This is a genomic window from Streptomyces nigrescens (assembly GCF_027626975.1).
GTDB classification, from domain to species: domain Bacteria; phylum Actinomycetota; class Actinomycetes; order Streptomycetales; family Streptomycetaceae; genus Streptomyces; species Streptomyces nigrescens.
Window position 1 is genome coordinate 5,464,688 of sequence record NZ_CP114203.1, and the last position, 13,340, is coordinate 5,478,027.

10 protein-coding genes are annotated in these 13,340 nt (G+C 70.6%); 4 read left to right on the top strand and 6 right to left on the bottom strand.

Features of this window, described 5'->3' with window-relative positions; translation table 11 throughout:
* The first annotated feature begins 76 nt into the window (after nucleotides 1-76).
* The gene (locus STRNI_RS24520; protein WP_277411998.1) at nucleotides 77-958 is read left to right on the top strand and encodes a hypothetical protein; all 882 of its coding nucleotides are present in this window, start codon (nucleotides 77-79) and stop codon (nucleotides 956-958) included.
* Nucleotides 959-1,096: 138 nt separating this feature from the next.
* Here STRNI_RS24520 and STRNI_RS24525 read toward each other — a convergent pair whose 3' ends face one another.
* From STRNI_RS24525 to STRNI_RS24535, 3 genes are all read right to left on the bottom strand, one after another.
* Complete coding sequence (locus STRNI_RS24525) at nucleotides 1,097-1,306, bottom strand: DUF397 domain-containing protein (RefSeq protein WP_026170084.1); 210 nt, start codon at nucleotides 1,304-1,306, stop codon at nucleotides 1,097-1,099.
* 208 nt (nucleotides 1,307-1,514) lie between these two features.
* Nucleotides 1,515-2,381: a helix-turn-helix domain-containing protein gene (locus STRNI_RS24530; protein ID WP_026170083.1), complete on the bottom strand. Its 867-nt coding sequence runs from the start codon at nucleotides 2,379-2,381 to the stop codon at nucleotides 1,515-1,517.
* A gap of 261 nt (nucleotides 2,382-2,642) precedes the next feature.
* A complete protein-coding gene (locus STRNI_RS24535) occupies nucleotides 2,643-3,404 on the bottom strand; it encodes a GOLPH3/VPS74 family protein (protein ID WP_026170082.1) in 762 nt (253 codons plus the stop codon).
* Between the two features lie 239 nt (nucleotides 3,405-3,643).
* Here STRNI_RS24535 and STRNI_RS24540 point away from each other — a divergent pair, with 239 nt between their 5' ends.
* Complete coding sequence (locus STRNI_RS24540; RefSeq protein WP_277411999.1) at nucleotides 3,644-6,925, top strand: serine hydrolase; 3,282 nt, start codon at nucleotides 3,644-3,646, stop codon at nucleotides 6,923-6,925.
* Between the two features lie 347 nt (nucleotides 6,926-7,272).
* On the top strand, nucleotides 7,273-8,706 hold the full coding sequence (locus tag STRNI_RS24545) for a glycosyltransferase family 39 protein (RefSeq protein WP_381845497.1): 1,434 nt from the start codon (nucleotides 7,273-7,275) through the stop codon (nucleotides 8,704-8,706).
* Nucleotides 8,707-8,940: 234 nt separating this feature from the next.
* Here STRNI_RS24545 and STRNI_RS24550 read toward each other — a convergent pair whose 3' ends face one another.
* Nucleotides 8,941-9,330 carry a hypothetical protein gene (locus tag STRNI_RS24550; RefSeq protein ID WP_026170081.1) on the bottom strand — a complete coding sequence of 130 codons (390 nt, stop codon included), beginning with the start codon at nucleotides 9,328-9,330 and terminating at the stop codon, nucleotides 8,941-8,943.
* Between the two features lie 279 nt (nucleotides 9,331-9,609).
* Between STRNI_RS24550 and STRNI_RS24555 the strand changes: the two genes are divergently transcribed.
* Nucleotides 9,610-10,446, top strand: a complete 837-nt coding sequence (locus tag STRNI_RS24555; RefSeq protein WP_018092236.1) for an isocitrate lyase/PEP mutase family protein — start codon at nucleotides 9,610-9,612, stop codon at nucleotides 10,444-10,446.
* A 292-nt stretch (nucleotides 10,447-10,738) separates the two neighbouring features.
* Here STRNI_RS24555 and STRNI_RS24560 read toward each other — a convergent pair whose 3' ends face one another.
* Entirely contained in the window at nucleotides 10,739-11,023 is a 285-nt protein-coding gene (locus tag STRNI_RS24560) for a hypothetical protein (protein WP_018092235.1), read from the bottom strand.
* 241 nt (nucleotides 11,024-11,264) lie between these two features.
* Nucleotides 11,265-13,274: a DNA helicase RecQ gene (recQ, locus tag STRNI_RS24565; protein WP_266445507.1), complete on the bottom strand. Its 2,010-nt coding sequence runs from the start codon at nucleotides 13,272-13,274 to the stop codon at nucleotides 11,265-11,267.
* Between the last annotated feature and the right edge of the window lie 66 nt (nucleotides 13,275-13,340).

The following is a 13,340-nucleotide window of genomic DNA, read 5'->3' on the forward strand; positions in this document are numbered from 1 at the left end:
GTGCGCGCGGTCTCCCGTGATTCGCGCACCGCCCGCCCCTCCCCATCTGATGCTGTGTCAGCTACACCTGTCTGTCATGACCGCAGACAGCGAAGGAACGCCAGAGGTCACCACCGCCGCGGCCGTCGACACCGGGCCCGCCACCTACGCCGAGCTGGCCGCCGTCGGCCCCTACGGCGTGCATCCCGGCCATGCGCTGATCACCATGGTCGAACCGCATCCCGGCCATGAATACGCCTACAACCGCTGGTACGAGGACGACCACTACATCGCGGGCGCCATGGCGATGCCGTGGATCTTCGCCGGCCGCCGCTGGGTGGCCACGCGCGAGCTGCAACTGCTGCGCCGCCCCGAGAAGTCCGCCGTCGCCCGGCCGGTCACGGCCGGCTGCTACCTCTCCACGTACTGGATCACCGCGGGCCGCTACGACGAGCACATGAAGTGGACCGTCGGCATCAACAAGCGCCTCAACCGGGACGGCCGGGTCTATCAGGACCGTACGCATGTCTTCACGGCCTTCCAGGACCATCTGGCGACGGTCTACCGGGACGGTGCGGCGGGCCCCCGCGACTTCCACGCACTGGACCACCCCTACGCCGGGCTGGTGCTGGAGGTGATCGACGCGGACGGTCCGGAGCGGCGGGAGGCGCTCCTGGAGTGGCTGTGCGCCCGGCATCTGCCGCGGCGGCTGTCGGGTTCACCCGCCGCGATGGTCACGGTCTTCCGCCCGACGCCGCTGCCGGGGGACCGGATGTCGTATGTGCGGCAGGTCGAGGGCGTCGACACCCGGCTGACCCTGCTGTGGTTCCTCCAGCGGGACCCGCGCGACGGCTGGGCGGAGCAGTTCGCCGGCCTGGAGGAGGAGGTCGCGGAGTCGGGACTGGGGCGGGTGGAGCTGGTGGCGCCGTTCCTTCCGACCGTGCCCGGGACGGACCGGTATGTGTCCGAACTGCGCTGACTGATGCGGCCGGCGGCCGTCCGCGCACGGCTGCCGGCGCGCCGGAGGGGACCTGGGCATGGCCGAGCCCCCTCGGCCGGGACGGCGATCCAGTCGAGAGGGCTCACATCTGCGGATTGCGGACGGTGACGGCTCAGGTCACGCCGCGTCGAACGCGCCACCGGCGACGTCCGACACAAAGTGGCTCCAGGAGGAGTTGTCGAACGTGAGACGCGGACCGTCGGGGTCCTTGGAGTCCCGCACTGCGATGGCTGCGGCGGCAGGCACGGCGATTTCCACGCAAGCGCCGTTGCCACCGGAGTACGAGGACTTGGTCCAGGAGAATGCGGAATTGGGCTGCACGGCCATGTTCACTCCAACTCACTCTGAGTTACCGCGGATTCGGTACTGATGACGCTACGCGCCAACATCACCAGCCGCAGAGGCCGTTCACCCGTACGAAGGGCATATTTCTTGATCTCTTTTCATCGGGGCGACGGCAGGTGTACCGTGCGATCCCTTTCGCCGGAATCCCAGATTCCGCGCTCATTCCGCACTATTGACTCCCTGGCAGGCTTCATCTCATGGCGTCTGCATGGGATTTCGCCGCCTCGGCGATGAACTCCCGGCTGTGCTCGGCACTCAACGCCTGCGCACGCAAATGCTCGTACATGATCGTGTATTTGTGCACATCGTTGGTCTTCTCCAGATAGAGGTCGCTGGTGACGCCCTCGATGTACACCACGCTGGAATCGGCGGCATCGTCGAATTCCAGGATGGAGAACGTTCCCGACATTCCGGCATGCGCACCGGTGTCATACGGCAGAACTTGCACCGTCACATGCGGCAATTGGCTCATCTCGACGAGATGGTCCAGCTGTTCGCGCATGATCAGATGGCTGCCGACCACGCGCCGCAGCGCGCTCTCGTCCAGTACCACCCACAGCCGCAACGGACGCTCGGAGTCGGTGACCCGCTCCTGGCGGCGCATCCGCACCTGAATGCGCTTCTCCAGATGGTCGGGCGCCAGCTCGGGGACCGTGCCGGGAATGACCGCCTCGGCGTATCCGGGGGTCTGCAGCAGACCGGGCACCAGCAGGGACTCGTAGATCCGCAGCGAGGCCGCCTCGGTCTCCAGGCCGATGTAGACGCTGTAGGGGATGTCGCCGAAGGCGTGCCACCAACCCTGCTGACGCGAATCCTTGGCCATCTGCATCAGCGAATCCACGATGCGGTGGTCCTCGACCTCGTAGACCCCGCACAGATCGCGGACATCGCGCTGGCTGATGCTGCGGCGGCCGTTTTCCAGGCGGCTGATCTTCGACTGGGAGACCAGCAATGCCTCGGCCACCTCCTCCGCCGTCATGCCTTTGAGCTCACGGAGCCTTCGCAGCTCCTGGCCCAATCGGCGTCGCCTGACGGTGGGATTGACATTGGACGCCACGGGACGTGCACCTCCGGCTCCGTACTGCTGTCGTTTCCTTTTCAGCAGACTGCCACTCCGAGGTGACGCCGCGCAGTGAAACGCACACAGAAGGCGAGCGAGCGGATGCGCGGGGTGGCGGGCCGGCCGTTGTCCAGGAACGGTCGGTCCGCCACCCCGCGCTTGGTGCTGCGGCTCCCGAACGGGACTTTGGGGCGGGTGGTGCGGGTGATGCGGGTGCTGCGCTGGGTGGTACGAGGTGTCGTACGGCGTTCTACGGCGTCAGCGGGCGCCCACCCGGGCCATCCGGCCGTGGCCGTGCCGCGACTGGACCGGCGCGCCGGCCGGGTCCGCCGTGGCGCGTGCCGCCGGTTGCCGGACGGCTGTCGCGCCGGCCGCCTGCTGCCGCCGAGGCTGGACCGCGACACCGTTCTGCACATCCATGACGGCGTGTGCGACCAGTCCGCCCATCGGGTCGTGCCGGATCAGATCCCGGAGACGGGAGCGCGATGAACGCCCTTCGTTCCCTGGATACAGATGCTTGCCGAGTCCGACCGCATGGGCCAGCGCGGCGAGCGCCGCGGTCCGCGGGTCCGGGGGTACGCCGGTGCGGATCGCGTTGTCCAGCCGGGCCCTGATTTCCCGGCTGATGGCCGTCTCCGTCGCTTGGTAGCGCGTCGTCGGCAGTACCCCGCACATCTGTCCCGCCACGGCATGGACCATGCCGCACCGTTCGAGATGCGTGAGGTAGGTCTGGCGCAGCCCGAGTCGGGGCCCGCCGATCCAGTGGACCGCGCGCACCGGACTGCCGCGTCGGCGCAGCAGTTCGAGCGCGGAGTCCAGAGTTGGATCTCCTGTCGGCCGTGCCATCACCACGGCGATACGATCCCCGTCTGGGGCTATCCGTCCTGCCAGAGCCAGCTCTACTAGCTGTGCCCCGGCCAGGCCGAGGTCGAGCGACTGCGGCTGCGCTGTGGTCCCGGTGGTCGGGTCCAAAGCGAGCAGCAGAAGCTCCTCCGGAATTGTTCTGCGGCTCCTGCCCATCCATGCCTCCCCGCGTGGATGAATGACAGGGTGACCCCTCTCACATTCATCTGTCGAGAGTGCGTGGGGGGTTCGGTATGGAACCGGTAGGTATGTCGTTCTCGTCTTGCACCTCGGCGACATCTTTCTGAGGGGTGCGGTACCTACCGGTACGCGTGGCGGCGAGATGGGGCCACGTGGACACAGGACACTTGGGAACACTGGGCCAGGCAGCAGTGGGACGTATGAAGGAGACATCGGTGGCGGGCGAGTCCCCCGACAAGTCGGACAAGAAGCAGTCGTCGGGGAAGACGGCGCGGAGCGAACGTGATCCGCGGCTGTCTGCCTTCCGCGGGGAGCCGGACGAATCGGCGAAGGAATCGGGTTCCGGGAAGAACCCGAAGCCTGAGGGCGGGGCGGAGGCCGCGGCGGAGCCGAAGCCTGCTCCGGCGCCGGAGTCCACGGCTGAGGCGAAGCCGGCGGCGAAGGCGGCGAAGCAGGCGGCGAAGGGGAAGTCCGGGGCGAAATCCACGTCCGGGGCGAAGGCGAAGCCCGGGCCGGACAGCGCGGAGAAGCCGGAATCCGGGGCGGAGCCCGCGTCGGCGGACGGTCCCGGGGCCGGGGCCGAGTCGGGGTCCGAACGTGCGTCTGAGGAGCCTCAGGGGGCCGAGGAGGGCGCCGAGGGCTCCGGGGGTGGCGACGAGCGGCTGCGCGCCGCTGTGGCCGCCTGGGTCGCGGGCAAGGACGATGAGGACGCCGAGGAGGACGCCGAGGCGGGTGAGGGTGGCGACGGCGGAGCCGATGCCGCCGCGGCGTCGGATGCGGAATCCGAGGCGGCGTCGGGGGCGAAGTCCGGGGCCGAGGCGGGGGAGAAGGCCGGTTCCGGTGCGGCCGAGAAGGCCGGCGCTGAGGCATCCGAGGTGTCCGAGGACGCGGGCGGGGGTGCCGAGGGTGCTGCCGCAAAGGGGGAAGCAAAGGCGGAGGCGCAGGCTGTCGTGGCGTCCGACGTCGAGGCTGACCCCGAGGCCGACGCTGACGCCGAGGCCGACGCTGGCCCCGAGGCCGACGGTGACGCCGACGCGGGTCGTGGCGGTTCCGAGGCCGGCGCCAAGTCCCAGCCGGAGTCCAAGGGCAAGAGCGAGCCCAAGGGTGAGAGTGAGCCCAAGGGCAAGAGCGAGCCCAAGGGCAAGGGCAAGGGCAAGAGCGAGAGCAAGGCCGAGCCCGAGGCCGAGCCTGCGTCCGGGGACAAGCCTGAGTCCGGGGCTCGGGGTGAGTCGCGGTCCAAGGGTGCCGAGGTCGTGGACCAGCCGACCGCCGTGTTCAAGACCGTCGGGCCGCAGAAGGGCAAGCCCGGTGGGGCTGCCGCTGCGGCGGGTGCGGGCAAGGGTGACGGCAACGGTGACGGCAAGGGTGACGGCAAGGGCGGTGAAGAGGCCGCCGCCGGGGCCGAGGAGTCGGCGGTCGACAACGCGACCCGGGTCTTTGCCTTCGCGAAGCTGAAGGGGGAGGGCGCCGAGGCCGAGGCCGTCGATCAGGCGACCACCGCATTCAAGATCTCCCCGCCCGCCAAGGGCGGCGACGCGGTCACGAGCAAGGCCAAGGACAAGGCCGAGGCCAAGGACAAGCCGGAGAGCACCGGCAAGCCCGGGAGCAAGGGCACGTCGGACGCCACGGACAAGGCCGGTGCCAAGGACACGGATAAGGCCGGTGCCAAGGACAAGGCCGGTGCCGAGTCCAGCAGCGGTTCCAAGAGCGAGTCCAAGCCCGAGGCCAAGACCGCGGCCAAGAAAGACTCCAAGACCGAGGGCAAGGAAGAATCCAAGCCCGAGGCCAAGGACGAGGCCAAGACTGCGAATGTCGCCGAGCGGGACTCGGAGCGGACCAGTCAGTTCGTCGCGCTGAAGTCGGCGGACGACGGCACGGCGGGCAAGTCGCTGGGCAAGACGGCGCCGAAGACCCCCGCCCGTACGCCCGACAAGGCCGACGACAAGGCCGACAAGGCCGAGGACAAGCCCGGGGAGAAGGCGAGCGGCAAGGCCGGTGCCAAGCCGGCCGGTAAGGCGACCGGTGCGCTGCCTGCCGCCGAGCCCGCGAAGTCCGCGAAGGCCGCCGCGCCGAGCGCGCCGTCCAAGCCCGCGGACCGGCCGGGCGCCATGCCGCCCGCCACCACGGGCGCCACGGCCGCCCCGTCCGAGCTGCCCGAGACCGAGCGCACCAAGCAGCAGCCGCTGCCGCCGCTCGACCTCCTGGCGCAGCTCACCAACACCCCGCCGCCGCCCGAGACGCCGCTGCGCACGGTCGTCCGCCGGTTCAAGATCTGGACCCCGCTGGCGGTGCTGCTGGTGATCATCTTCGTGATCGCCCAGGCGGTGCGCCCGCTGCCCGACCCGACGCTCACCGTCGGCGACGCCAAGTCCTCGTTCACCTTCGAGGGCGGCAAGCTCACCGTCCCGTGGCCCGCGGAGGGGCAGGCGGCGGTCAAGGTGGTGGGCTCCGGGGACGTGGGGACGTTCGGCCCGCAGAAGCCGGTGCCGACCGCGAGCGTGGCCAAGATCATGACGGCCTATGTCGTCCTCCGGGACCACCCGCTCAAGAAGGGCAAGCCGGGCCCGCAGATCGAGGTCGACGCCAAGGCGGTGACCGAGGGCGGCTCCACGGACGAGTCGCGGATCGAGGGGCTCCGGGCGGGGCAGAAGTTCAGCCAGCAGGACATGCTCAAGATGCTGATGATCCCGTCCGGCAACAACATCGCCCGGCTGCTGGCCCGTTGGGACACCCAGTCCGCCAACGAGGGGGCATTCGTCAAGAAGATGAACGCCGCCGCCAAGGACCTGGGCATGAAGAACACCACCTACACCGACCCCAGTGGCCTGGACCCGAAGACCGTGAGCACCGCCGTCGACCAGCTCAAGCTGGCCGAGGCCGTCATGAAGTTCGACGCCTTCCGGCCGATCGTCGCCATGACCAACGCCGAGATCCCGGGCCTGCCGGGGCGGATAAACAACAACAACGACAATCTGCTGCTGGAGCCCGGACTGAGCATCAAGGGCATCAAGACCGGCTCCAGCACCGCGGCCGGCGGCACGCTGTCCTGGGCGGCCTACAAGACGGTGGACGGCAAGGACCGCCTGATCCTCGGCACGATGCTGGACCAGCACTTCAAGGGCCTGGACCCCAACGCCGGCAACAGCCTCACCATGGTCAAGAACAACAGCCAGAAGGTCATCGCAGCCGTACGCGAAGCGCTGACCTCGGCTACGGCGGTGAAGAAGGGGCAGGTCGTCGGCTATGTCGACGACGGTCTGGGCGGGCTGACTCCGGTCGTCGCCACCAAGGACCTGAAGGCGGTCGGAGTCCCGGGCCAGAAGCTGACGTTGAGCGTCGGTGACGGGGGCAAGACCGTCCCGCACACCGCGAAGGCCGGTACCGAGGTCGGTGTGCTGACCGTCGGCAACGGCGAGAGCATGCAGAAGGTGCCGGTCGCCCTGCAGAAGGACCTCGTCGAGCCGTCCTTCGGAGCGAAGCTGATCCGCATCACCTGAGCGGGCCGGGGGCCGCGGGCGTCCGGCCCGCGGCCCCCGGGCCACCGCCCGCGGCCCCCGCTTCACCGCCGCCCGCGGCCCTGGTTCGCCGGCCCCGCCCGGTTCCGGGGGCCTGATCCCCTCGTGTCCCGCGGCCACCGCGTGCGTTCCTCCCAGGCCGCCGCCCTGCTCGCCCGTCTGGTTGTCCACCGGCGGCCCGCTTTATCGTGAGCCTGCCTTTCTGACTGTCTGTCCGTCCGTCCCGCGCGTGACCGGAGTCCGTCATCGACGTAGCGCAAGCGCAGAAGACGTACGCACCCGCCGTCACCGCCCGCGGTACCTGGGTGGCGCAGGGCGCGGCGGTGCTGATGCCCGCGGGGCTGATGCTGTTCCTGGGGGCGTGGGGGATCCGCCGGCAGGACGCCATATGGCGGGACGAGGCGGTCACCTACGACATGGCGCACCGCAGCCTGGCCGATCTGTGGTCCACGCTGCTGCATGTCGATGTCGTGCACGGTCTGTACTACGCGCTGATGCATGTCTGGTTCGCCGGATACGACGCCACCTTCCGCGGCGCGTTCGGCGATGCGGTCGGTCTGCGGCTGCCGTCCGTGGCAGCGATGACGGTCGCCGCCGCCGGGGTCGCCCTGCTGGGGCAGCGCCTGGTCGGCCGGCGGGCAGGGCTGCTGGCGGGCTTCACCTTCGCGCTGATCCCGGTCGTCCAGCAATACGCGCAGGAGGGCCGCTCGTACGCGATGGTCTGCGCGCTGGTCGTCTGGGCCACTTATGTGCTGGTACTGGCCTCGGCCGGTCCGCGCAGAGGGCTGTGGCTCGGCTATATGGCGCTGATGCTGGCCGCCTGTCTGCTGCACGAGTTCGCGGCGCTGGCGCTGCCCGCGCACGGCGCCGCGGTGGTCCTGGCGCGGCTGCCCCGCCGCGTACTGCGCTCCTGGCTGCTCGCCTCGGCCGCCGTCCTCGCCGCTCTGGCCCCGCTCGCGGTGTTCAGCACCCGGCAGTCGGCGCAGATCAGCTGGCTCATGTGGCCGGACCCCCTCCAGCTGCTGACCTTCGCCGTGCTCGCCGTCCTCGGCATCGCCTGCGCCCGCGTCCGGATCCGCTCCCGCGGCCCCATCGGGCTGCGCGCCCTCGGCGTCCCCCTGCTGCTTCTGCCCACCCTCCTCCTGCTGCTGCTCTCCCATGTCGAGCCGGCCTACGTGGACCGCTATGTCCTCTACTACGTCGTGGGGTTCGCGCTGCTCGCGGGCGCCGCGCTGGCGCGGCTGCTGCGGCCGGCCGACGAGCGGGGCCAGACGCGTGGACGGCGGCTGCGGCGGGCGATGGCGGTGGTGGTGCTGCTGGCGGTGCTGCTGCCGGTCAACGTCCATCTGCGCAGCCCGGACAGCCGGGTCGACGATGTCACCGCGGTCGCGCACACCGTACGGGAGGTGTCCGAGCCCGGCGACGGGCTGCTGTTCATGCCGTCCCGGCGGCGGATCTGGCGGGCGACCCTGCCGCGCGACTTCCGAGGGCTGCACGATCTCGCGCAGGCCGAGAGCCCGTTGGCCTCACACACCCTCTACGGCACCGAGCGCACCGGCGATGTGATCCGTGACCGGATGCTGACCGCCCGCCGGATCGTCGTCGCCGGGGACCCGGACGGCCAGCCGGCCGACGACAACGACCAGGAAATCGCCAAGCGGTCCACGCTGCGCACCGCGTTCGAGGTCTGCAGCAGCCGGGAGGTCCGGGGCGCCAAGATCACGGTGTATGCGCGGCCGGGGGCGTGCGGCGGCGGGAGGTAGGCGGCGGGCTCGGGGGTGCACCGGCCCGGTGGGTTGGCGTGGGCAGGGGCGGTGGGTGTACGGCCGGTGTGCGCAGGGGCGGTCCGGTCGTCGGCCGCCTGGGCTTCCCGGCCTGAGCGTTTCCCGTGCGGCCTTCCCCGCCCCGGTCGTCCCGCCCCGGTCGTCCCGGGTCCGGCTGCCCCCCGCCTGGCCCCGCCTGGCACCGCCCGGCCCCGTCCGGTTGTTCCCGTGCGGTCATTCCCCCTGAGGCGGTCGGAAGCTGCGGACCAGCTCGATGCGCCCGACGATATGCCGGTTGAACTCCGTCAGCTCCTCGGCGGGGACCCACAGTTCGAGGATCGTCTCGCCGCCCGCCTGCCGCACCGGATAGCGCTCGGCGAAGTCCGCCTCGACCTCGAAGCGGGTGACATGACCGACGCCGGAAGCCGGCACATTCCAGTCGCGGGCGATCCGGATCGCGTAGTCCTCGTTGAGCACGGGATAGAAGATCGGCTGGTCGGGCAGGCGCGGCGGCCAGGCGCGCCAGCCGGAGGCCTCGACCAGGGCGAGCTCCTCGGGGCCGGTGGGGCGCCAGAGGGTGAGGGTGGCGGGCGCGGTCCCGCTCCGGTGAGGCGTCTCGATCATGCTCGTACGGTACGAGGCCGGGGAGGGCGGGCGCGCGGCGATTTCGGGGCGTGGGGCACACGGGATGCGAGCCGGGCGGTGATGCGGGAGTCGTGGGGCGCGAGCCGGGTGGTGGTGCTGCGCGGTGGAGGGGCGCAGGGGCCCGGGCCGTGGCGCGCGGTTTCGAGGGAGTGGGCGGGGCGGTGGCGCACGGTGGCTGTACGCCGGAGTGGTCATGACTCCGTTCTTCGCCGCGAGTCTTCGGCACCTACCGATGGGGCTCCGGCCTACGGTGCCCATATGAGCACCTCCCCGGAGTACGCCACCTTCCACTTCCATGCGCTGCACCACGCCGACCAGCCGCTGCTGCTGCCCAACGCCTGGGACGTCATCTCGGCCGTCGCACTCGCCGGGGCCGGATACGCGGCAGTCGGCACCACGAGCCTGGGCGTCGCCGCGGCCCACGGCTATCCGGACGGGCGCGGGCTCGCCGAGGTCAGGGACGCCACCGTGGCGCTGGCGCTGCGGCTCAATGGCCGGCTGACCTGCCCTTACACGGTCGATGTGGAGGGTGGATTCGGCGGCGACGCGGGGCAAGTGGGCGACCTGGCCGCCGAGTTGGCGGAGGCGGGGGCGGCCGGGCTGAACCTGGAGGACGGGCTGCCCGGCGGCGAGGGGCTGCAGGATCCGGTGCGTCAGGCCGAATTGATCAGCGCGGTGAAGGAGCGGGCACCGGGCCTGTTCCTCAACGCCCGGATCGACACCCACTGGCGTGCGGACAGCCCACCGCCGCTCTCGGTGACGCTCTCGCGCGCCGAAACGTACCTGGCCGCGGGCGCGGACGGCGTCTTCGTACCGGGCGTCGTCGCCGACGAGGAGATCTCGGTTCTGGTTGCCGAGATCCCCGCCCCGCTCAACATCCTCTTCGCTCCCGGCCGGCACACCGTCAGCCGTCTGGCGGAGCTCGGTGTACGCCGCATCAGCACCGGCTCGCTGCTCTTCCGGACCGCCCTGCAGGCCACCCTCACGGCCGCGGACGCCATCCGTACGGGCCAACAGCCGACGGAGGCGGCCGGGGCGGGCGGCGAGGTGCTGGGCTATGAGGAGGTACAGCGGTTGGTGGGGGAGGAGGAGTAGGGCGGAGGGCAGCGACGCCGGGGGCCTCTTGGGGCTGGGCTCGCTGTCCGGGCTGTCGGGGCCTATTTGCCTGACGGCCGGGGCTCGGGCTCGGTCCGGGTTCAGCCCGCGTTCAGCCCAGGTGGCCGGCTCGGTCCGGGGCCGGGCTCCATCCGGGCTCCAAATCAGGGTGCCCGGGCTCCATCCGCGTACCCGGGACCGGTTCGGGTGTCCGGCCTCAGTTCGAGTGTCAGGCGTCGGTCCGGGCGTACGGGTTGAGGCCTTGCGTACGGGTTCAGGCCCGGCGTACGGCTCAGGCCTGCTGGCCGCGGCTTTCGTGGCGTCGACGGTGGACGGCGATGGCCGTACCGGCCACGCCCAGTGCACTCGCGCCACCGATGAGCCCTGCCTTGGGCAGCTGGCCGGCCTTCTCGGCCAGTCCGGCCAGCCCGTTGTCGGGCAGCATGATGGAGGTCCGGCTCTCGGAGGGGGCGGTGGAGTCGGCGGCGAAGGCGGCGCCCGCAGGAAGCAGCAGCACGACCAGTGCACCGGTCGCGACGGTGGCGGTACGGATCACGGAGCGGCGCTGGGCCCGCATGGGTACTCCTCGTCGTGGGCGGCTGGGGCCGCCGTAGGGATGCGATAAGGCTCAGCACGCTACGGAGCGTCCTTAACGGCGATCCATCCGTTGTGTAACAGTCACCGAGATCTCTGGGATCGGTCGTGTGACGGAGCCCGTACCCAGGCCGGGCCAAAGCGGCCGAATTCCCCCTCCGGGCGCACTTCATGACCCGGCCTTAGCCGAGCTCCGCAGGCCACTCCCCCCAGATCAGCCGCCCTCACCAATCGATGTCGTCCGGCGGCTCCGGCAGCTCCTCGTCTTCGGGCTCAGGCGCGGCGTGATACTCCTCGGCCGCCTTGGGCGTCGTCGTGGCGCCGGCGTCGGCACCACCATCGGTGCCCGCGCCCTCCTGGGTCTCCCGTCCGGCCAGCACATCCAGGATCTGCTGGCCGTACTTCGCGAGCTTGTTCTCGCCGACCCCGTTGACCGTGCCCAGCTCGGCCGTCGTCGTCGGTCCGAGCGTGGCGATCTCCCGCAGCGTCGCATCGTGGAAGATCACATACGCGGGCACGCCCTGCTCCTTGGCCGTACGGCCCCGCCAGCCGCGCAGCGCCTCGAAGACCGGCAGCGCCGCTTCCGGCAGATCCGCCGGCGCCGCGCGCTTGCCCTTCGCCTTCGTCCGGGCCGCCCGCGCCGCCTTCTCCGGCTCCCGCCGCATCGGCACCTCGCGCCGGCCGCCCAGCACCTCGCCGCTCGCCTCCGTGAGCACCAGCGTGCCGTAATCACCCTCGACGGCGAGCAGCCCCTGCGCCAGCAACTGCCGTACGACACCGCGCCATTCGGCCTCGCGGAGGTCGTCCCCCACCCCGAAGACGCTCAGCCCGTCGTGATCGAACTGGATGACCTTGGCGGTCTTCTTGCCCAGCAGAATGTCGATGATCTGGCCCGCGCCGAACTTCTGCCCGCGCTCACGCTGCAGCCGTACGACCGTGGACAGCAGCTTCTGGGCGGGGACCGTGCCGTCCCAGGTCTGCGGTGGGACGAGACACGTATCGCAGTTGCCGCAGGCGCTGCTCTCCTGCCCGAAGTAGGCCAGCAGCCGCACCCGCCGGCACTGCACCGTCTCGCACAGCGCCAGCATCGCGTCCAGATGGGCCGACAGCCGCCGCCGGTGCGCCTCGTCGCCCTCCGAACCGTCGATCATCTTCCGCTGCTGCACCACATCCTGCAGCCCGTACGCCAGCCAGGCGGTCGACGGCTGCCCGTCCCGCCCGGCGCGGCCCGTCTCCTGGTAGTAGCCCTCCACGGACTTCGGCAGATCCAGATGGGCCACGAACCGGACGTCCGGCTTGTCGATGCCCATTCCGAACGCGATCGTGGCGACCACGACCAGCCCGTCCTCACGGAGAAACCGGCCCTGGTGCTCGGCACGCGTCCGCGGATCGAGCCCCGCGTGATACGGCACCGCCGCGATGCCGTTGTCCACCAGGAACTGCGCGGTCTTCTCCACCGAGGCCCGCGACAGGCAGTAGACGATCCCCGCGTCCCCCGCATGCTCGTTCCGCAGCAGCTCCAGCAGCTGCTTCTTCGGCTCGCTCTTCGCCGCGATGCGGTACTGGATGTTCGGCCGGTCGAAGCTCGCCACGAAATGCCGGGCGTCCGCCATCCGCAGCCGTGAGGTGATCTCGGTGTGCGTGGCCTCGGTCGCGGTGGCGGTCAGCGCGATCCGGGGCACCTCGGGCCAGCGCTCGTGCAGCATCGACAGCGCCAGATAGTCCGGCCGGAAGTCATGGCCCCACTGGGCGACACAGTGCGCCTCGTCGATCGCGAAGAGCGAGATCTTCCCGCGGTCGAGCAGATTCAGCGTCTGCTCGACCCGCAGCCGCTCGGGCGCCAGATACAGCAGATCCAGCTCCCCGGACAGGAACTCGGCCTCGACGAGCCGCCGCTCCTCCAGATCCTGCGTCGAATTCAGGAATCCGGCCCGCACACCGAGTGCCCGCAGGGCGTCGACCTGGTCCTGCATCAACGCGATCAGTGGCGAGATCACGACCCCCACACCGCTTCTGACCAGCGAGGGAATCTGATAGCACAGCGACTTGCCGCCACCGGTCGGCATCAGGACGACTGCGTCCCCGCCCCCTATGACGTGCTCGATGATCTCCTGCTGGCTGCCGCGGAACGCGTCATACCCGAACACCCGGCGCAGCACCTGCACCGCCTCGCTTGCGTCCGAAGCGCCTTCCACATCCATGTCCACGACCACTTCCACGTCCGCCAGAGCCATTCCGAAAGCCTACGAGTTCCGCGGGGGTCGCCGTCGACCCTGTGGATAACTCACACTGTCCGGCAC